Consider the following 20,430-nt stretch of genomic DNA (forward strand, 5'->3'; position numbering starts at 1 on the left):
GTACGGTTCGTACGGGAGCCCCTCTCACATGCTCAGGAAGCCGTCAGCCGCCGAACTCCTGCAGACCCTTCAGCGCCTGGTCCAGCAGGGCCTGACGGCCCTCGAGCTCCCTCTGGAGCTTGTCGGCCCTGGCGTTGTTGCCCTGGGCGCGCGCCGTCTCGATCTGGCCCTCGAGCTTGTCCACGGCCGCCTGGAGCTGGCCCGTGAGACCGGCCGCGCGGGCACGGGCCTCCGGGTTCGTCCGGCGCCACTCGGCCTCCTCGGCCTCCTGGATGGCCCGCTCGACCGCGTGCATCCGGCCCTCGACCTTCGGCCGGGCGTCACGCGGCACATGGCCGATGCCCTCCCAGCGCTCGTTGACCGAGCGGAAGGCCGCACGGGCCGCCTTGAGGTCCGAGACCGGCAGGATCTTCTCCGCCTCCTCGGCCAGCTCCTCCTTGAGCTTGAGGTTCTCCGACTGCTCCGCGTCGCGCTCGGCGAACACCGAGCTACGGGCGGCGAAGAACACGTCCTGGGCACCGCGGAAACGGTTCCACAGGTCGTCCTCGTGCTCGCGCTGGGCGCGGCCCGCGGCCTTCCAGTCGGCCATCAGCTCGCGGTAGCGCGCGGCCGTGGGACCCCAGTCCGTCGAGTTCGACAGCGACTCGGCCTCCGCGACCAGCTTCTCCTTGACCTTGCGGGCGTCCTCGCGCTGCGCGTCGAGCTGCGCGAAGTGGGCCTTGCGACGCTTGGAGAACGCCGAGCGGGCGTGCGAGAAGCGGTGCCACAACTCGTCGTCGGACTTGCGGTCGAGCCGCGGCAGACCCTTCCAGGTGTCCACCAGGGCGCGCAGCCGCTCACCGGCGGCCCGCCACTGGTCGGACTGAGCCAGCTCCTCCGCCTCGGTGACCAGGGCCTCCTTGGAGTGGCGGGCCTCGTCGGACTGCTTGGCGCGCTGCTGCTTGCGCTCCTCACGGCGCGCCTCGACCGTCTCGACGAGCTTGTCCAGCCGCTTCTTGAGCGCGTCCAGGTCACCGACCGCGTGGTGTGCGTCGACCTGCTCACGGATGTGGTCGATCGCGACCTGCGCGTCCTTCGCCGACAGATCGGTGGTCTGTACCCGCTTCTCGAGGAGGCCGATCTCGACAACCAGGCCCTCGTACTTGCGCTCGAAATAGGCCAGCGCCTCTTCAGGGGTGCCGGCCTGCCAGGAGCCGACGACCTGCTCGCCCTCGGCCGTACGCACGTACACGGTCCCCGTCTCGTCGACGCGGCCCCACGGGTCGCTGCTCACAGCGCCTCCTCCACATGATGCCTCCGAGGGGCTTCAGCGCCCCTGGGCATCGTCCACAGTTTCGTCACGGCCAACATAGGCGACCGGCGGGTTGCCTGTCCGCATCCCGCGCGACCGAAATTTCACTGCCCGTGTTCAGGACTTCTTGACAGTCGCCTTGTCGATCACGACGGTCGCGTTGGGCGCTCCGTCGCCCATGCCCGTGTTCTCACCCGCGTCGGCGATCTTCTTCAGGACCTTCATGCCCGATTCGGAAACTGTTCCGAACGGTGTGTAGTTGGCCGGAAGCGGACTGTCCTGGAAGACGAGGAAGAACTGGCTGCCGCCGGAGTCGCGGCCCTCCTTCGTCTGGGCGTTGTACTGGTTGGCCATGGCCACCGTGCCCGCCGGGTACGTGTCGCCCTTCAGACGCGAGTCCTTCAGGTTCTCGTCCGGGATCGTGTAGCCCGGACCACCCATGCCGGTGCCCTGCGGGTCGCCGCACTGGAGGACGTAGATGCCCTGCGTGGTGAGGCGGTGGCACTTGGTGTGGTCCAAGTACCCCTTGTTGAGCAGGAAGTCGAACGAGTTCACGGTGTGCGGGGCCTTCGCCGCGTCCAGCGCTATGTCGATGACACCGCAGGTCGTCTGCAGATCCATCGTGTACTGGGCGCTCTTGTCGATCGTGAGGGCGGGTTCCTTCTTGAAGGTGAGTTCCTTCACCTTGCCCTTGGCCGCCTTCTTGCACGGGTCCGGCGCCTTGCTCGGCGAGGCGCTGGGCGTGACCTCCGCGCTCGCGTTGTCCTTCTTGTCGTCGCCCTTGAGGACGTCGGTCGTGTACAGCGCCACGCTGCCCACCAGGATCACACCGAGAACCGAGGCGATCACGGCGTTGCGGACTCGTGCCTGGCGTCGCGCGGACGTGCGCCGCTGCTGCTGCCGCAAGAACTTCTCCCGGGCGAGCTGACGCCGCCGCTGCTCCTGGCTGACCACGGGGGTTTCTCCTCATGCGTCTCGTACGTCGACGGGTACGCAACGTCTCGTGAGCGGACTGCTTGCGTGTGACCCGTACCGTATATGGGTTCGCTGAGGAAACGGCAGCGCCGGTAGGCTCTGATCCGCAGCAACCCACCCTCGTACGACACAAGAAGGACGATCGTGCTCATTGCCGGGTTCCCCGCCGGGGCCTGGGGGACCAACTGTTATCTGGTCGCCCCCGCCGCCGGTGAGGAGTGCGTGATCATCGACCCGGGCCACCAGGCCACCCAGGGAGTCGAGGAGACGCTGAAGAAGCATCGGCTCAAGCCCGTCGCCGTCGTCCTCACCCACGGCCACATCGACCACGTGGCCTCGGTCGTCCCGGTGTGCGGCGCGCACGACGTACCGGCCTGGATCCACCCCGAGGACCGGTACATGATGGCCGACCCCGAGAAGGCGCTCGGCCGTTCCATCGGCATGCCGCTCATGGGCGAGCTGACCGTGGGGGAGCCGGACGACGTCAAGGAGCTGACCGACGGCGCGAAGTTGCAGCTGGCGGGAGTCGAGCTGACGGTCGCGCACGCGCCGGGCCATACGAAGGGGTCGGTGACCTTCGGCCTGCCCGAGACGGCGGACATCCCGCCGATCTTCTTCTCGGGCGACCTGCTGTTCGCCGGCTCCATCGGACGCACCGACCTGCCCGGCGGCGACATGGCCGAGATGCTCGACTCGCTGGCCCGCGTGTGCCTGCCGCTCGACGACTCGACCGTGGTGCTGTCCGGCCACGGCCCCCAGACGACCATCGGCCAGGAGCGCGCTACCAACCCGTATCTGCGGCAGTTGGTGGCCACAGGCCGCCAAGAACGCGGAGCGGGTCCGACGACCCCTCCCCGACGAGGATTGTGACGAGAGACCTTCCGTGAGCACCTTTCAGGCCCCCAAGGGCACGTACGACCTGCTGCCGCCCGACTCCGCCAAGTACCTCGCCGTCCGCGAGGCGATCGCGACGCCGCTGCGCAACTCCGGCTACGGCTACATCGAGACGCCCGGCTTCGAGACTGTCGAACTGTTCGCGCGCGGTGTCGGTGAGTCCACCGACATCGTGACCAAGGAGATGTACGCCTTCGAGACCAAGGGCGGCACCAAGCTCGCCCTGCGCCCCGAGGGCACCGCCTCCGTGCTGCGCGCGGCCCTGGAAGCCAACCTGCACAAGGTCGGCAACCTCCCGGTCAAGCTCTGGTACTCGGGCTCGTACTACCGCTACGAGCGCCCCCAGAAGGGCCGTTACCGCCACTTCTCCCAGGTCGGCGCCGAGGCGATCGGCGCCGAGGACCCCGCGCTGGACGCCGAGCTGATCATCCTGGCCGACCAGGCGTACCGCTCGCTGGGCCTGCGGAACTTCCGCATCCTCCTCAACAGCCTGGGCGACCAGGAGTGCCGTCCGGTGTACCGGGCCGCGCTGCAGGACTTCCTGCGGGGCCTGGACCTCGACGAGGACACGCTGCGCCGCGCCGAGATCAACCCCCTTCGGGTCCTCGACGACAAGCGCGAGTCGGTCCAGAAGCAGCTGTCGGGTGCGCCCCTCCTGCGGGACTACCTGTGCGACGCGTGCAAGGCGTACCACGAAGAGGTGCGCGAGCTGATCACGGCCGCGGGCGTCGCCTTCGAGGACGACCCGAAGCTGGTGCGCGGCCTCGACTACTACACCCGTACGACCTTCGAGTTCGTCCACGACGGCCTGGGCTCCCAGTCCGCGGTGGGCGGCGGCGGCCGGTACGACGGCCTCTCCGAGATGATCGGCGGCCCCGCGCTGCCTTCGGTGGGCTGGGCCCTCGGCGTCGACCGCACGGTCCTCGCCCTGGAGGCGGAGGGCGTCGAACTCGAACTCCCCGCGTCCACCAGCGTGTTCGCGGTGCCGCTCGGGGAAGAGGCCCGTCGGGTCCTGTTCGCCAAGGTCACCGAACTGCGCAAGGTCGGGATCGCGGCCGACTTCTCGTACGGCGCCAAGGGCCTCAAGGGCGCGATGAAGAACGCCAACCGCAGCGGGGCCCGCTACGCGATCGTGGCCGGAGAGCGGGACCTCGCCGAAGGCGTCGTCCAGCTGAAGGACATGGAGTCGGGCGAGCAGACGGCCGTCGGCGTGAACGAACTCGTGGCGGAACTGGAGTCCCGGCTCGGCTGAGGACGTCCTGATCCTTCCTACTCAGTCGTAAGCGTCCTATTTCCTTATGCCCGTCGAACCGTGGACGAGCGAGGGTGTACGGCAGAATGACCGTGCCCTGAAGGCCCCTCGAAGCTACGGAAGCTACGGATACGACGTGATGAGCAAGACGACAGTCAAGGACAGGGACGTCTCCACCGACCGGGAACAGGCCGAAGCGCCACGCACGGTGGGCGGCGGCCGCGCCTTCGCGATCATGCTGTTGATCACGGGCGCGGCCGGACTGCTCGCCGCCTGGGTCATCACGATCGACAAGTTCAAGATCCTCGAGGCCAAGGTCGAGGGCAAGACCTTCACCCCCGGCTGCAGCCTCAACCCGGTCATCTCCTGCGGCAGCATCATGGAGAGCAAGCAGGCCGCCGTCTTCGGGTTCCCCAACCCGATGCTCGGCCTCGTCGCCTACGGCATCGTCATCTGCGTCGGCATGAGCCTGCTCGCCCGCGCCCGCTTCCCCCGCTGGTACTGGCTGACCTTCAACGCCGGCACGCTCTTCGGCGTGGCCTTCTGCACCTGGCTGCAGTTCCAGTCCCTGTACCGGATCAACGCGCTGTGCCTGTGGTGCTCACTGGCCTGGGTCGCGACGATCACCATGTTCTGGTACGTGACCTCGTTCAACATCCGCAACGACTTCCTGCCCGCCCCGGGCTGGCTGAAGCGGTTCCTCGGCGAGTTCACCTGGGTCCTGCCGGTCACGCACGTCGGCATCATCGCCATGCTGATCCTGACCCGCTGGGGCGCCGACCTCTGGGCCTGACCCCGGCCGTGAACGGGACTGTCAGACCCCTGACGTAGGCTCCGGAGTGTGGAGCCCGATCTGTTCACCGCCGCCGCCGAAGAACGCCAGGAGAAGGACCCGTCCAGCAGTCCCCTGGCGGTGCGGATGCGCCCGCGCACCCTCGACGAGGTCGTGGGCCAGCAGCATCTGCTCAAGCCCGGGTCGCCCCTGCGCAGACTGGTCGGCGAGTCCGGCGGCGGCCCGGCCGGTCCGTCGTCCGTGATCCTCTGGGGGCCGCCCGGCACCGGCAAGACCACCCTGGCGTACGTCGTGTCGAAGGCGACGAACAAGCGGTTCGTCGAGCTCTCCGCGATCACCGCCGGCGTCAAGGAGGTCCGCGCGGTCATCGAAGGCGCCCGCCGCGCCACCGGGGGCTACGGCAAGGAGACCGTCCTCTTCCTCGACGAGATCCACCGCTTCAGCAAGGCCCAGCAGGACTCCCTGCTCCCGGCCGTCGAGAACCGCTGGGTGACCCTGATCGCGGCGACGACGGAGAACCCGTACTTCTCGGTGATCTCCCCCCTCCTGTCCCGCTCCCTCCTCCTCACCCTCGAACCCCTCACCGACGACGACCTGCGCGGTCTCCTGCGGCGCGCGCTGCACGACGAGCGCGGCCTCAAGAGCGCCGTCACCCTCCCCGAGGACACCGAGGACCACCTCCTGCGGATCGCCGGCGGCGACGCCCGCCGCGCCCTGACCGCCCTGGAGGCCGCGGCCGGCGCCGCCCTCGACAAGGGGGAGCAGGAGATCGGGCTCCAGACCCTCGAGGAGACCGTCGACCGCGCCGCAGTGAAGTACGACCGCGACGGCGACCAGCACTACGACGTGGCCAGCGCCCTCATCAAGTCCATCCGCGGTTCCGACGTCGACGCGGCCCTGCACTACCTGGCCCGCATGATCGAGGCCGGCGAGGACCCGCGCTTCATCGCCCGCCGTCTGATGATCTCCGCCAGCGAGGACATCGGCCTCGCCGACCCCAACGCACTGCCGATAGCCGTCGCCGCCGCCCAGGCCGTCGCCATGATCGGCTTCCCCGAGGCCGCCCTCACCCTCAGCCACGCCACCATCGCCCTGGCCCTCGCCCCCAAGTCCAACGCCGCGACGTCGGCCATCGGCGCCGCCATGGAGGACGTACGAAAAGGGCTGGCCGGATCAGTGCCGCCGCACCTGAGGGACGGGCACTACAAGGGCGCCGCCAAGCTCGGCCACGCCCAGGGGTATGTGTACCCGCACGACCTGCCCGAGGGCATCGCCACCCAGCAGTACGCCCCGGACGCCCTCAAGGACCGGGAGTACTACACGCCGACCAGGCACGGAGCCGAGGCCCGCTATGCCGACGCGGTCGAATGGACCCGGAAGCGCCTCGGGCGAAAGCAGTCCTGAACCCCCTGTAGACTTCTGCTCAGTGCTGTGTCCCGTGTCCGGCTCCGGTCGGCGCCTCAGGCGGGACATCCAGCCGGATCCTCGGATCCAGGAGCGTCGCGCACCGTCGTAGGTGTCGCGGGCAGCCCACCACCACTCGGAGTTCCGGGACCGGTCGGTGGGCCGTTCGTGTGCTGCATGTATGTGCCCAGACCAGGGGAGCGGCTACCCGACAAGTCCCTTGTGGACCTGGCGGGATTCCCCGGCTGCGGATGCGACCTCCCGTAACCCTGAGGCAGCCGAACAGAGGAAAAGGAAAAGAAGTGGCGAACCAGTCCCGCCCCAAGGTCAAGAAGTCGCGTGCCCTCGGCATCGCGCTGACCCCGAAGGCCGTCAAGTACTTCGAGGCCCGCCCCTACCCGCCGGGCGAGCACGGCCGCGGCCGCAAGCAGAACTCGGACTACAAGGTCCGTCTGCTCGAGAAGCAGCGCCTCCGCGCCCAGTACGACGTGTCCGAGCGCCAGCTCGTCCGCGCCTACGAGCGTGCCTCCAAGGTTCAGGGCAAGACCGGTGAGGCCCTGATCATCGAGCTCGAGCGCCGTCTCGACGCTCTGGTCCTGCGTTCGGGCATCGCCCGCACGATCTACCAGGCCCGCCAGATGGTCGTCCACGGCCACATCGAGGTCAACGGCCACAAGGTCGACAAGCCGTCCTTCCGCGTCAAGCCGGACGACGTCGTCATGGTCCGCGAGCGCAGCCGTGAGAAGTCGCTCTTCCAGGTCGCCCGCGAGGGTGGCTTCGCCGCCGACGGCGAGACCCCCCGTTACCTCCAGGTGAACCTCAAGGCCCTGGCGTTCCGCCTGGACCGCGAGCCGAACCGCAAGGAAGTTCCGGTCATCTGCGACGAGCAGCTGGTCGTCGAGTACTACGCCCGTTGATCCTTCGACGGACGTAGTACGTACGTACCGAGCGTCGGCCCGTCGTCCCTCAGCCCTTCGCGGCGAGCGGGACGGCGGGCTTCCGCCGTTCACGCGGTACGTATTAATGCGGTACGGACCGGTACCCCCGGCGCGATAGGCTCGGGACACGACTTTTCGATGTTCAGGCATGTTCCAGGGAGCGGGTGCACACAGTGTCCGGTGGAGAGGTGGCCGGGATCCTGGTGGCCGTCTTCTGGGCGATCCTGGTGTCCTTCCTCGCCGTCGCGCTGGCGAGGCTGGCCCAGACGCTCAAGGCGACCACCAAGCTCGTCGCGGACGTGACCGACCAGGCAGTCCCCCTCCTCGCCGACGCCTCCACGGCCGTCCGCTCCGCGCAGACCCAGATCGAGCGGGTCGACGCCATCGCCTCCGACGTCCAGGAAGTCACGTCGAACGCCTCGGCGCTCTCCACGACCGTCGCGTCCACGTTCGGCGGCCCCCTGGTCAAGGTCGCGGCCTTCGGCTACGGCGTCCGCCGGGCCATCGGCGGCCGCAAGGAAGGCGCACCCGCCAAGGAACCCCGGCGTACCGTCATTGTGGGCCGCACCGTCGCGGGCGCGCGACGCGACAAGCGGAAGAAGGGCTGAGCGAGCGATGTTCCGCCGTACGTTCTGGTTCACCACTGGGGTGGCCGCCGGAGTGTGGGCGACCACCAAGGTCAACCGCAAGCTCAAGCAGCTCACCCCCGAACACCTCGCCGCCCAGGCCACCAACAAGGCGATCGAGGCGGGGAACAGGCTCAAGGACCGGGCGGTCGGGTTCGCACACGACGTCCGCGACAACATGGCCCAGCGGGAAGCCGAACTGGGCGAGGCGCTCGGGATCGACGCCGACCCCGATCAGCTCCCCGAGCTTCCCGTCCCCCGGCGCATCGCCGCCATCGAGAACAGCAACACCCCGAAGTACAGCAGGAATCCGAGGTACGTCGACAGCACGCCGTACCCGTACAACCGGAATGAGGACCACTGATGGAGTCGGCTGAAATCCGCCGCCGCTGGTTGAGCTTCTTCGAGGAGCGCGGTCACACCGTCGTCCCTTCGGCGTCGCTCATCGCGGACGACCCGACTCTGCTCCTGGTCAACGCGGGCATGGTCCCCTTCAAGCCGTACTTCCTCGGTGAGGTCAAGCCCTCCTTCGCCCGCGCCACCAGCGTGCAGAAGTGCGTCCGTACGCCGGACATCGAAGAGGTCGGCAAGACCACCCGGCACGGCACGTTCTTCCAGATGTGCGGCAACTTCTCCTTCGGCGACTACTTCAAGGAAGGCGCCATCAAGCACGCCTGGGAGCTGCTCACCAGCCCCCAGGACAAGGGTGGTTACGGCCTGGAGCCGGAGAAGCTCTGGATCACCGTCTACAAGGACGACGACGAGGCCGAGCGCATCTGGCACGAGCAGATCGGCGTGCCCAAGGAGCGCATCCAGCGCCTCGGCAAGAAGGACAACTACTGGTCCATGGGCGTCCCCGGCCCGTGCGGCCCGTGTTCCGAGATCAACTACGACCGCGGTCCGGAGTTCGGCGTCGAGGGCGGCCCGGCCGTCAACGACGAGCGGTACGTGGAGATCTGGAACCTGGTCTTCATGCAGTACGAGCGCGGCGAGGGCACCTCGAAGGAGGACTTCGAGATCCTCGGCGAGCTGCCCAGCAAGAACATCGACACCGGCCTCGGCCTGGAGCGCCTCGCCATGATTCTGCAGGGCGTGCAGAACATGTACGAGATCGACACCTCCATGGCCGTCATCGACAAGGCCACCGAACTCACCGGTGTCCGATACGGCGACGCCCACGAGTCGGACGTCTCCCTGCGCGTGGTCACCGACCACATCCGCACCGCCGTGATGCTCATCGGTGACGGCGTCACCCCCGGCAACGAGGGCCGGGGCTATGTCCTGCGCCGCATCATGCGCCGCGCCATCCGCAACATGCGGCTGCTCGGTGCCACGGGCCCGGTCGTCCAGGACCTCATCGACGTCGTCATCGCCATGATGGGCCAGCAGTACCCCGAGCTGATCACCGACCGCGAGCGCATCGAGAAGGTCGCCCTCGCCGAGGAGAACGCCTTCCTCAAGACTCTGAAGGCCGGCACCAACATCCTCGACACCGCTGTGACGGAGACCAAGGCCTCCGGTGGCCAGGTCCTCGCCGGCGACAAGGCGTTTCTGCTCCACGACACCTGGGGTTTCCCGATCGACCTCACCCTGGAGATGGCCGCCGAGCAGGGCCTCTCCGTGGACGAGGACGGCTTCCGCCGCCTGATGAAGGAGCAGCGGGACCGCGCCAAGGCCGACGCCCGCGCCAAGAAGACCGGCCACGCCGACCTCGGCGCCTACCGCGAGATCGCCGACGCCGCCGGGGAGACCGAGTTCATCGGCTACTCGGACACCGAGGGCGAGTCGACGGTCGTCGGCATCCTCGTAGACGGGCTGTCCTCGCCCGCCGCCACCGAGGGCGACGAGGTCGAGATCGTCCTCGACCGCACCCCCTTCTACGCTGAGGGCGGCGGTCAGATCGGTGACACCGGCCGGATCAAGGTCGACTCCGGTGCCGTCATCGAGATCCGTGACTGCCAGAAGCCGGTCCCGGGCGTGTACGTCCACAAGGGCGTCGTCCAGGTCGGCGAGGTGACCGTCGGCGCCAAGGCCCAGGCCTCGATCGACGGCCGTCGCCGCACGGCCATCGCCCGCGCCCACTCCGCCACGCACCTCACCCACCAGGCCCTGCGTGACGCCCTCGGCCCGACGGCCGCCCAGGCCGGTTCCGAGAACCAGCCCGGCCGTTTCCGCTTCGACTTCGGTTCCCCGTCCGCCGTTCCGACGGCCGTGATGACCGATGTCGAGCAGAAGATCAACGAGGTGCTCGCCCGCGACCTGGACGTGCACGCGGAGATCCTGAGCCTCGACGAGGCCAAGAAGCAGGGCGCCATCGCCGAGTTCGGCGAGAAGTACGGCGAGCGCGTCCGCGTCGTCACCATCGGCGACTTCTCCAAGGAGCTGTGCGGCGGCACGCACGTGCACAACACCTCGCAGCTCGGCCTGGTCAAGCTGCTCGGTGAGTCGTCCATCGGCTCCGGGGTACGCCGTATCGAGGCCTTGGTCGGCGTCGACGCCTACAACTTCCTCGCCCGTGAGCACACGGTCGTCGCCCAGCTCCAGGAGCTGATCAAGGGCCGCCCGGAGGAGCTTCCGGAGAAGGTCTCCGCCATGCTCGGCAAGCTGAAGGACGCCGAGAAGGAGATCGAGAAGTTCCGCGCGGAGAAGGTGCTGCAGGCCGCCGGCGGTCTCGCCGAGTCCGCCAAGGACGTACGCGGTATCGCTCTGGTGACCGGCCAGGTCCCGGACGGCACGAACGCCGACGACCTGCGCAAGCTCGTCCTCGACGTGCGTGGCCGCATCCAGGGCGGGCGGGCCGCCGTGGTCGCCCTGTTCACCACGGCCAATGGCAAGCCGCTGACGGTCATCGCCACCAACGAGGCCGCCCGCGAGCGCGGTCTCAAGGCCGGCGACCTGGTCCGCGTGGCCGCCAAGACCCTCGGCGGCGGCGGTGGCGGCAAGCCCGACGTCGCCCAGGGCGGTGGCCAGAACCCGGCCGCCATCGGCGAGGCCGTGGACGCGGTCGAGCGCCTGGTCGCCGAGACGGCCAAGTGAGCACAACACATCACAACAGCGAAGACGGCCCGGTCATGCGCCGCGGCCGTCGGCTCGCGATCGACGTCGGGGACGCCCGGATCGGGGTCGCCTCGTGCGACCCCGACGGGATCCTCGCCACCCCGGTCGAGACGGTCCCCGGACGTGACGTCCCCGCAGCCCAGCGGCGATTGGGACAACTCGTCGAGGAGTACGAACCGATCGAGGTCGTCGTCGGACTCCCTCGCTCCCTCAAGGGGGGCGAGGGCCCGGCGGCGGTGAAGGTCCGAGGCTTTGCTCAGCAACTGGCCCGCATGATCGCCCCCGTTCCAGTGAGACTTCTCGACGAGAGGATGACCACAGTGACGGCCGGCCAGGGATTGCGCGCCTCGGGCGTGAAATCCAAGAAGGGCCGATCGGTGATTGACCAGGCAGCAGCCGTGATCATTCTTCAACAGGCCCTGGAATCCGAAAGGGTGTCAGGTAAAGCTCCGGGCGAGGGCGTCGAAGTGGTCATCTGATCGCGATACGGTAACGTTCCGCGCGATGCGGTGGTGTTCGAACAGCCACCGCACAAAAAGAGGCGGGGACGGAAGCCGAGCCACAACCCCCGCGTGATTGCCGCCTCGCGGCTCTAGGGGATCGATGACTGAGTATGGCCGGGGCCCAGGCTCCGAACCGTGGCATCCGGACGACCCGTTGTACGGGGACGGCGGATGGGACGGACAGCAGGCCCACCTGGGCCAGCAGTCCTCCTACGGCGGCCAGCCACAGCAGCACTACCCGGAGCAGCAGCACCAGCAGCAGTACGACCAGGTCAACGGCGGCTGGGGCAACGGCACCCAGGACGCCTACGCGCAGCAGCAGTACCAGCAGGAATACGGCGACCCCGGTCAGCAGCAGTACCCGGGCCAGTATCAGCAGCAACACCCGCATCATCAGCAGCAGTACGGCAACGGCGGCTGGGACAACGGGGCGCAGTCGGGGCCACATATGCACCCGCAGGCCGCATATGCAGCCGACCCGGTCGACCCCTACGGGGGCCAGGGCATGGCTTACGGCGGCGCGGAGCAGCCCGACCTCTACAGCACACCCGACGCGTATCCGCCGCCGGAGCCGCCATCACGCCGTCGTGCCGAGCCGGAGCCCGCACCCGTCCCGGAGCAGCAGCAGGCCGAGGAGCGGCAGGACTGGGATCCGGGGCCGGACCAGGGCGAGCACGCGTTCTTCGCGCGTAGCGGCGATGACGACGACGAGGACGAAGCCGAGGAGCGCGCCGGTCGCGGTGGCCGCAAGAGCCGGGGTGGCAAGTCCGGGAAGTCGGGGAAGACCGGCAAGAAGCGGCGCAGTGGCTTGGCTTGCCTGGTGGTTGTTCTTGTTCTCGGTGGCGGTATCGGCGGAGTCGGCTATTTCGGCTACCAGTTCTATCGGGATCGTTTCGGCGCGGACCCCGATTACGTGGGGGACGGTACGAGCGAGACGGTGACCGTCGTCATCCCTAAGGACACTTTCGGTTCGGTGATCGGGCAGAAGCTGAAAGCGGCGGGTGTCGTGAAAAGCGTCGACGCGTTTGTGACCGCGCAGGCGAATAATCCCGACGGGGCGAAAATTCAAGCGGGCGTCTACCTGATGAAGAAGGAGATGTCTGCGGCGAGCGCCGTCGCCCTGATGCTCGACCCGAAGAGCCAGAACAACTTCACCGTCATCGAAGGTGATCGAAACGCTCAGGTCTACGCCAAGATCGACAAGGAACTCGGTCTCAAGAAGGGCACGACCAAGGACGTGGCCAAGAAGGAATGGCCGACGCTCGGCCTTCCTGACTGGGCGAACGACAACGAGGACATCAAGGATCCGCTGGAAGGGTTCCTCTATCCGTCGACGTATCCGGTCTCCAAGGGCATGAAGCCCAAGGAGGTCCTGAAGGAAATGGTCTCCCTCGCCAAGGCGAAGTACGAGGAACTCGACCTGGAGGACAAGGCCGAGGATCTGAACCTCGACAATCCGCTGCAGATACTGACCGTGGCGAGCCTCGTCCAGGCCGAGGGAGACAACAAGAAGGACTTCGAGAAGGTCGCCCGGGTCGTCTACAACCGGCTCAAGGAGAACAACACCGAGACGTACGGTCTGCTCGACTTCGACTCGACCGTGAACTACCTGCGCGGTAAGTCTGAGCTGGCCACGGGATCGGTCAACTCGTTGCGGCAGATCGACGACCCGTACAACACGTACAAGGAAAAGGGTCTGCCGCCCGGGCCGATCGGCAACCCGGGTGAGCTGGCGATCAAGGCTGCTCTGAAGCCGGCCAAGGGTGACTGGTACTACTTCGTCTCGCTCAAGAGCGGTAAGACGCTGTTCGCCGAGACCAACGCCGAGCACAACCGCAATCGCGAGCTGTACCTGAAGGAACAGAACGGACAATGAGCCGCACCGACAGCAACCGCCGGGCCGCAGTGCTCGGTTCCCCCATCGCCCACTCGCTCTCCCCGGTACTGCACCGGGCCGCGTACGAGGCGCTGGGACTCGTCGACTGGTCGTACGACCGGTTCGAGGTCGACGAGGAGGCGCTGCCCGGGTTCGTCGAGAAGCTCGGGCCGGAATGGGCGGGGCTGTCGCTGACGATGCCGCTCAAGAGGGCTGTCATTCCGCTGCTGGACGAGATCAGCGAGACGGCGACCTCGGTGGAGACCGTCAACACGCTGCTGTTCACGGAGGACGGACGGCGCGTCGGCGACAACACCGACATCCCCGGGATGGTCGCCGCGCTGCGCGAGCGGGGCATCGAGCAGGTGGAGTCCGCCGCGATCCTCGGCGCGGGGGCGACGGCCTCGTCCGCGCTGGCCGCGCTCGCACGGATCTGCACCGGCGAGGTCGTGACGTACGTACGCGGTGAGGCGCGGGCCGCCGAGATGCGGCAGTGGGGCGAGCGGCTGGACATCGAGGTGCGTACGGCGGACTGGGCGGACGCCGGGCAGGCGCTGCGGGCCCCGCTGGTCGTCGCCACGACCCCGGCCGGGGCGACGGACGCGCTGTCGGGTGCCGTACCTGAGAAGCCCGCGACGCTGTTCGACGTGCTCTACGACCCGTGGCCGACGGAGCTGGCGGCGCGCTGGTCCGCGTACGGCGGTGCCGTGGTCAGCGGGCTCGATCTGCTGGTCCACCAGGCGGTGTTGCAGGTGGAGCTGATGACGGGGCGGAAGCCGGCGCCGGTGGCGGCCATGCGGAAGGCCGGGGAGCAGGCACTGGCCGCCCGCTGAACGGGGCGTACGCCGGGGAGCGAAGTGGCGTGCACCGGACTGTGATGATTATGTGAAGCCGCCTGTACCTGGGAGTAACCAGCGGCGATCATCACGGGGCGGCCCGGCGACGCAGGCGGGTCGTCGAACGGAGCTCCCATGTCACGTCACTCGCGGCGCAGGTTTCTCACCTATCTGGTGGCCGCGCCCTCCCTCGCCGTCGCGACCAAGATCGGTCTGGACGCCTACGCCCCCGGCAGCGCCGAGGGAGCGATCCCCACACTGCCGGCGCCTGCCGATCTGGTCGACCTCGGTGACCTGCTGATCCTGGCCGGGACACCCACCGCGAACATGCTCGTGCTGAGCGTCGACGAGGAGGGCATCGCCCACTTCCGGCTGCCCCGGGAGGAGGTCGGCCAGGGGCTCACCACGGCGGTGGCCATGCTGGTCGCGGAGGAGCTGGACACTCCGCTCGACCGCGTCCGTGTCCAACTGGACGACGCCCGGCCCGAGTTGCTCTTCAACCAGCTGACCGGCAGCTCCAACTCCGTCCGTTCGCTCTACGACCCCGTACGTCACACGGCGGCCGCCGCGCGTGCCCGGCTGGTGCGGGCCGCGGCGAAGCAGTGGGGGCTGAGCGCGAAGGACCTGACCGTGCGCAAGGGGGTCGTGGTCGCGCCCGACGGCCGTACCGCCTCCTACGGCTCGCTCTCGGCGGCCGCCGCCTCCCTGGATCTCGGCTCGCTGACGGTCTCGCCGAAGAACGAGTCGGAGCACACCCTGGTCGGCACCCCCACTTCACGCATCGACGCCCGTGCCCTGGTCACCGGCAAGCAGACCTACACCCTCGACCTCGATGTGCCCGGCGCCAAGCCGTGCATGGTGCGTCGGCCGCCGACCATCAACGGAACCGTGAAGTCGGTGGCCAACGAGGCCGCCGTACGGGCCATGCCGGGTGTGCTGGACGTGGTCACCATCGACAGCGGTGTCGCCGTGGTCGCCGAGACGTTCGGGCAGGCCCGCGACGGCAAGGAGGCCCTGGAGGTCACCTGGGGCGGCGGGACCATCGACACGCTGTCGGACGACGGGATCAAGTCGAGGCTGAAGGCGGCGACGCCCTCGCTGGACGTGCTCGGGTTGCTGGTGAAGAAGGTCGAGGGCGAGTTCGACTTCGCGTTCGCCAGCCATGCCCCGCTGGAGACCAACTCCGCCGTGGCCGACGTGCGGGAGGACCGTGCCGAGGTCTGGTCCGGGCTGAAGTCCCCGATCGTCGCCCAGGCCGCCATCGCCAAGGCCGTCGGGTTGCCGGTGTCCAAGGTGAAGGTGCATGTCGTGCAGTCGGGCGGGTCCTTCGGACGGCGGCTGTTCCACGACGCGGCGCTGGAGGCCGCCGTCGTCTCCAAGAAGAGCGGCCGTCCCGTCCGGCTGATGTGGTCCCGGATCGACGACATGCGGCACGGGCGGATGCGGCCCGCGACCCACCACCGTGTACGGGCCACCTACGCGGCCGGGCAGGTGCTCACCTTCACCCACCAGGTGGCGGCCGTGGAGACCGACTTCCGGCACGGGCTCGGCGACGCGCTCACCGCCGCCGCGGCGAGCCTGCCGTCCGGCATCGGCAACGCGACCTTCGCCCAGACCCTGTTCCTGACCACGGTGAAGTCCCCGTACAACTTCGGTATCACCACGCAGACGCTCACCGAGGTGCCGATCAAGATGCACACCGGGTCGTGGCGTTCGGTGTACTCGGCCAACACCCGCGGGGCCGAGGAGATCATCGTCGACGAACTGGCGGCGAAGCTCGGCAAGGACCCGGTGGCGTTCCGGCGCGAGTTCCTCAAGACGGCCCGGCAGCGGGCCGTTCTCGCCAAGGTCGCGGAAGAAGGGGACTGGGGAAGGGATCTGCCCGACGGATGGGCCCAGGGCGTCGGCTTCCACGACGAGTACAAGTCCTGCACGGCCTGCCTGGTCGAGATCGACGCCACCGATCCGAAGAAGCCCCGGGTGACGAAGGCGGTCATCGCGGCCGACGTGGGCCGGGTGATCAACCCACGCGGCCTGGAGGCACAACTGCTCGGCGGACTCACCGACGCCATCTCCACCACCCTGCGGGCCGGGCTCCACATCGACAAGGGGCTCCCGCTGGAGGGCAGTTACTCGCAGTTCCACTACGCCCGCCAGAAGGACTCCCCGAAGGACGTGAAGATCTACGTCATCGAGGGCGCGGACGAGCCGGGTGGCGCGGGCGAACTCGGCGTCCCGGCGGCCGTCGGAGCCGTCGCCAACGCCTACGCGCGGGCCACCGGCACCAACCCCCGCAGCTTCCCCGTCAACTTCGACGTGGACTTCACGCCCTTCCCCCGTTGAGCCACTGATCCACGCCAGGTTCCAGGAGCACATCCATGCCCTCCCACACCTTCACCGTCAACGGCGAGACCGTCACCGTCGACGCCCCCGACGACCTGCCCCTGCTGTGGGCGCTACGCGACCTGCTCGGCATCCGCGGCCCCAAGTACGGCTGCGGCATCGACGTCTGCAAGGCCTGCACCAGCCACCTCGACGGCGAGGCCGTCCGGCCCTGTGTGGTCCCGGTCGCCGAGGCCGCGGGCCGCGAGGTCACCACCATCGAGGGGCTCGCCGACGGCGACGAGCTGCACCCCGTACAGGAGGCCTGGCTGGAACAGGACGTCGCCCAGTGCGGCTACTGCCAGCCCGGCCAGATCATGGCCGCCGTCGCCCTGCTCAAGCGCACCAGGAACCCCACCGACGCCGACATCGACGAGATCGCGAACGTCTGCCGTTGCGGCACGTACTTCCGTATCCGCGAGGCGATCAAGAGCGCGGCGGCGAAGATGGGGTGACGCGCCGCGGTGCTCCGTGTACGGCCCGTCCGCCTGATGGACCTGTGACCGGATCCCGGCCCCGGACGTGGGAGGATCAGAGGTGGCGGGCCGGGGCCGCGCACCCGGTAGCCGTCGCCGTACGCGAGGACGCGCGTACACCAAGGCAGGACGCAGTACCAGGGCGCGAGCACTGAGGAGCACCGTTGAGCAGGTTGCGCTGGCTGACCGCGGGGGAGTCCCACGGTCCCGCACTTGTCGCGACGCTGGAGGGCCTTCCCGCCGGCGTGCCGATCACCACGGAGATGGTGGCGGACCACCTGGCCCGGCGGCGCCTGGGCTATGGCCGCGGTGCGCGGATGAAGTTCGAGCGCGACGAGGTCACCTTCCTCGGCGGTGTGCGGCACGGTCTGACCATGGGCTCACCGGTGGCGATCATGGTCGGGAACACCGAGTGGCCGAAGTGGGACCAGGTCATGTCGGCCGACCCGGTGGATCAGGAGATCCTCGCCGGGCTCGCCCGTAACGCCCCGCTGACCCGCCCGCGCCCCGGTCACGCCGACCTGGCGGGCATGCAGAAGTACGGCTTCGACGAGGCCCGGCCGATCCTGGAGCGCGCCTCCGCCCGGGAGACCGCGGCCCGTGTCGCCCTCGGCGCCGTCGCCCGGTCGTACTTGAAGGAGACGGCCGGGATCGAGATCGTCTCGCACGTGGTGGAGCTGGCGACCGCGAAGGCCCCGCAGGGCGTGTACCCGACGCCCGCCGACGTGGACAAGCTGGACGCCGACCCGGTGCGCTGCCTGGACGCCGACGCGTCGAAGGCGATGGTCGCCGAGATCGACCAGGCCCACAAGGACGGCGACACCCTCGGCGGAGTCGTCGAGATCCTGGCGTACGGCGTGCCGGTGGGCCTCGGCTCGCATGTGCACTGGGACCGCAAGCTCGACGCCCGCCTCGCCGGTGCCCTGATGGGCATCCAGGCGATCAAGGGTGTGGAGATCGGTGACGGCTTCGAGCTGGCGCGGGTCCCGGGCTCCAAGGCCCATGACGAGATCGTCAACACCCCCGAAGGCATCAGGCGTGTCTCCGGCCGCTCCGGTGGCACCGAGGGCGGTCTGACGACGGGTGAGCTGCTGCGGGTCCGTGCGGCGATGAAGCCGATCGCGACCGTGCCGCGCGCGCTGCAGACCGTGGACGTGACCACCGGCGAGGCCGCGCAGGCCCACCACCAGCGTTCCGACGTCTCCGCGGTGCCCGCCGCCGGTATCGTCGCCGAGGCCATGGTCGCGCTCGTCCTGGCGGACGCGGTGGCGGAGAAGTTCGGCGGCGACAGCGTCACCGAGACCCGTCGCAACGTCCGGTCCTACCTCGACCACCTCGCGATCCGATGAGCCCGGTGCCTCTGGTCGTGCTCGTCGGCCCCATGGGCGTCGGCAAGTCCACCGTCGGACGGATGCTCGCCGAGCGGCTCGGCGTCGGCTACCGCGACACCGACGACGACATCGTGGCCGAGCAGGGCCGCGAGATCGCGGAGATCTTCGTCGACGAGGGCGAGCCCGCCTTCCGCGCCATCGAGAAGCAGGCGGTGCGCAGCGCGCTCGCAGGCCACGAGGGCGTCCTCGCGCTCGGCGGGGGCGCGATCCTCGACGAGGACACGCGCGGACTGCTGGCCGGTCTGCGTGTCGTCTACCTCTCGATGGACGTCGAGGAGGCCGTCAAGCGCACCGGCCTGAACGCCGCCCGGCCGCTGCTCGCCGTCAACCCGCGCAAGCAGTGGCGGGAGCTGATGGAGGCGCGCCGGCATCTGTACGAGTCGGTCGCCTCGGCCGTCGTGGCGACGGATGGCCGCACGCCGGAAGAGGTTGCCCAAGCCGCCCTGGACGCACTGGAGTTGAAGGAAGCATGAGCGAGACAGTGACCCGTATCCAGGTCGGCGGCACGGCGGGCACCGAGCCCTACGAGGTCCTGGTCGGACGTCAGCTCCTCGGCGAACTCGGCGGACTGATCGGCCCCAGGGCCAAGCGGGTGGCGGTGATCCACCCCGAGGCGCTGGAAGGCACCGCCGAAGCACTGCGCGCCGACCTTGCCGAGCAGGGTTACGAGGCCGTCGCGATCCAGGTGCCGAACGCGGAGGAGGCCAAGACCGCCGAGGTCGCCGCCTACTGCTGGAAGGCCCTCGGCCAGACCGGCTTCACCCGCACCGATGTCATCGTCGGCGTGGGCGGCGGCGCCACCACCGACCTCGCCGGCTTCGTCGCCGCGAGCTGGCTGCGCGGGGTGCGCTGGATCGCCATCCCGACGACTGTGCTCGCCATGGTCGACGCGGCGGTCGGCGGGAAGACCGGCATCAACACGGCTGAGGGCAAGAACCTGGTGGGTGCCTTCCACCCTCCGGCCGGTGTGCTGTGCGACCTGGCGGCGCTGGACTCCCTCCCGGTCAACGACTACGTGTCCGGGCTCGCCGAGATCATCAAGGCCGGGTTCATCGCCGACCCGGTGATCCTCGACCTGGTCGAGGCCGACCCGCAGGCCGCGCGGACGCCCGAGGGACCGCACACGGCCGAGCTGATCGAGCGCTCCATCCGGGTCAAGGCCGAGGTCGTCTCCGGGGACCTCAAGGAATCCGGCCGCCGGGAGATCCTCAACTACGGCCACACCCTCGCCCACGCCATCGAGAAGAACGAGCGCTACAAGTGGCGCCACGGCGCGGCGGTGTCGGTGGGCATGCACTTCGCCGCGGAGCTGGGCCGGCTGGCGGGCCGCCTCGACGACGCGACCGCCGACCGGCATCGCACGGTCCTGGAGTCCGTCGGACTGCCGCTGCACTACCGCTACGACCAGTGGCCCAAGCTGCTGGAGGCGATGAAGGTCGACAAGAAGTCCCGCGGCGACCTGCTCCGCTTCATCGTCCTCGACGGCCTGGCCAAGCCGACCGTCCTGGAGGGCCCCGACCCGGCCGTGCTTCTCGCGGCGTACGGCGAGGTGGGTCAGTAGCCTCCGGAGCCTCCGGCGAAGTGGGGCGGTAACGCCCGCTCGGGCAGCGCTTGCCCGATTCGCCTTGTGTCGATGGCCACTTGGCACTTCGGGCCGCCCCCGGCCGTTCACCAAACGGTGGCCGGGGGCGGTACCGTTCGGTGAAGGCGGGGCCTCAGAGCCCCGCCTGCCAGTG

General features: G+C 69.0%; 18 protein-coding genes. 16 read left to right on the top strand and 2 right to left on the bottom strand.

From position 1 onward, the window contains the following. Positions 1–43 precede the first annotated feature (43 nt). Positions 44–1,273 carry a DUF349 domain-containing protein gene (locus SGFS_RS45480; RefSeq protein WP_286258398.1) on the bottom strand — a complete coding sequence of 410 codons (1,230 nt, stop codon included), beginning with the start codon at positions 1,271–1,273 and terminating at the stop codon, positions 44–46. Positions 1,274–1,408: 135 nt separating this feature from the next. Then, entirely contained in the window at positions 1,409–2,245 is an 837-nt protein-coding gene (locus tag SGFS_RS45485; RefSeq protein WP_286258400.1) for a peptidylprolyl isomerase, read from the bottom strand. Between the two features lie 165 nt (positions 2,246–2,410). Between SGFS_RS45485 and SGFS_RS45490 the strand changes: the two genes are divergently transcribed. The 16 genes from SGFS_RS45490 (at position 2,411) to aroB (ending at position 20,255) form a co-directional block, all read left to right on the top strand. Continuing rightward, positions 2,411–3,136, top strand: a complete 726-nt coding sequence (locus SGFS_RS45490; RefSeq protein WP_286258402.1) for an MBL fold metallo-hydrolase — start codon at positions 2,411–2,413, stop codon at positions 3,134–3,136. A 13-nt stretch (positions 3,137–3,149) separates the two neighbouring features. Beyond that, positions 3,150–4,412, top strand: coding sequence for a histidine--tRNA ligase (gene hisS / locus SGFS_RS45495; protein ID WP_286258404.1), 1,263 nt, complete (start codon positions 3,150–3,152; stop codon positions 4,410–4,412). Between the two features lie 139 nt (positions 4,413–4,551). Continuing rightward, a complete protein-coding gene (locus SGFS_RS45500) occupies positions 4,552–5,205 on the top strand; it encodes a vitamin K epoxide reductase family protein (protein ID WP_286258406.1) in 654 nt (217 codons plus the stop codon). A 48-nt stretch (positions 5,206–5,253) separates the two neighbouring features. After that, positions 5,254–6,609, top strand: coding sequence for a replication-associated recombination protein A (locus SGFS_RS45505; RefSeq protein ID WP_286258408.1), 1,356 nt, complete (start codon positions 5,254–5,256; stop codon positions 6,607–6,609). A 302-nt stretch (positions 6,610–6,911) separates the two neighbouring features. Next, positions 6,912–7,526, top strand: coding sequence for a 30S ribosomal protein S4 (gene rpsD, locus SGFS_RS45510; RefSeq protein ID WP_286258410.1), 615 nt, complete (start codon positions 6,912–6,914; stop codon positions 7,524–7,526). Between the two features lie 185 nt (positions 7,527–7,711). After that, entirely contained in the window at positions 7,712–8,155 is a 444-nt protein-coding gene (locus SGFS_RS45515; RefSeq protein ID WP_286258413.1) for a DUF948 domain-containing protein, read from the top strand. A gap of 7 nt (positions 8,156–8,162) precedes the next feature. Continuing rightward, the gene (locus SGFS_RS45520) at positions 8,163–8,537 is read left to right on the top strand and encodes a hypothetical protein (RefSeq protein ID WP_286258415.1); all 375 of its coding nucleotides are present in this window, start codon (positions 8,163–8,165) and stop codon (positions 8,535–8,537) included. Further along, the gene (gene alaS, locus SGFS_RS45525) at positions 8,537–11,209 is read left to right on the top strand and encodes an alanine--tRNA ligase (RefSeq protein ID WP_286258416.1); all 2,673 of its coding nucleotides are present in this window, start codon (positions 8,537–8,539) and stop codon (positions 11,207–11,209) included. Before SGFS_RS45520 ends, alaS begins: the two co-directional genes overlap by 1 nt. Before the next feature lie 35 nt (positions 11,210–11,244). Continuing rightward, positions 11,245–11,709, top strand: a complete 465-nt coding sequence (gene ruvX / locus SGFS_RS45530; protein WP_286258417.1) for a Holliday junction resolvase RuvX — start codon at positions 11,245–11,247, stop codon at positions 11,707–11,709. Between the two features lie 124 nt (positions 11,710–11,833). Continuing rightward, positions 11,834–13,609, top strand: coding sequence for an endolytic transglycosylase MltG (gene mltG / locus SGFS_RS45535; protein WP_286258418.1), 1,776 nt, complete (start codon positions 11,834–11,836; stop codon positions 13,607–13,609). Beyond that, a complete protein-coding gene (locus SGFS_RS45540; protein WP_286258419.1) occupies positions 13,606–14,442 on the top strand; it encodes a shikimate dehydrogenase in 837 nt (278 codons plus the stop codon). Before mltG ends, SGFS_RS45540 begins: the two co-directional genes overlap by 4 nt. A gap of 138 nt (positions 14,443–14,580) precedes the next feature. After that, positions 14,581–16,788, top strand: coding sequence for a xanthine dehydrogenase family protein molybdopterin-binding subunit (locus SGFS_RS45545; protein ID WP_286258421.1), 2,208 nt, complete (start codon positions 14,581–14,583; stop codon positions 16,786–16,788). A 35-nt stretch (positions 16,789–16,823) separates the two neighbouring features. After that, positions 16,824–17,282, top strand: a complete 459-nt coding sequence (locus tag SGFS_RS45550) for a (2Fe-2S)-binding protein (RefSeq protein WP_286258422.1) — start codon at positions 16,824–16,826, stop codon at positions 17,280–17,282. A gap of 185 nt (positions 17,283–17,467) precedes the next feature. Then, positions 17,468–18,652: a chorismate synthase gene (aroC, locus tag SGFS_RS45555; RefSeq protein WP_286258423.1), complete on the top strand. Its 1,185-nt coding sequence runs from the start codon at positions 17,468–17,470 to the stop codon at positions 18,650–18,652. After that, positions 18,649–19,167, top strand: coding sequence for a shikimate kinase (locus SGFS_RS45560; RefSeq protein WP_286258424.1), 519 nt, complete (start codon positions 18,649–18,651; stop codon positions 19,165–19,167). The genes aroC and SGFS_RS45560 overlap by 4 nt, the downstream gene beginning before the upstream one ends. After that, positions 19,164–20,255 carry a 3-dehydroquinate synthase gene (aroB, locus tag SGFS_RS45565; RefSeq protein WP_286258425.1) on the top strand — a complete coding sequence of 364 codons (1,092 nt, stop codon included), beginning with the start codon at positions 19,164–19,166 and terminating at the stop codon, positions 20,253–20,255. Before SGFS_RS45560 ends, aroB begins: the two co-directional genes overlap by 4 nt. The last annotated feature ends 175 nt before the right edge of the window (positions 20,256–20,430 follow it).

Origin of the sequence: Streptomyces graminofaciens (assembly GCF_030294945.1) — a bacterium.
GTDB lineage: Bacteria > Actinomycetota > Actinomycetes > Streptomycetales > Streptomycetaceae > Streptomyces > Streptomyces graminofaciens.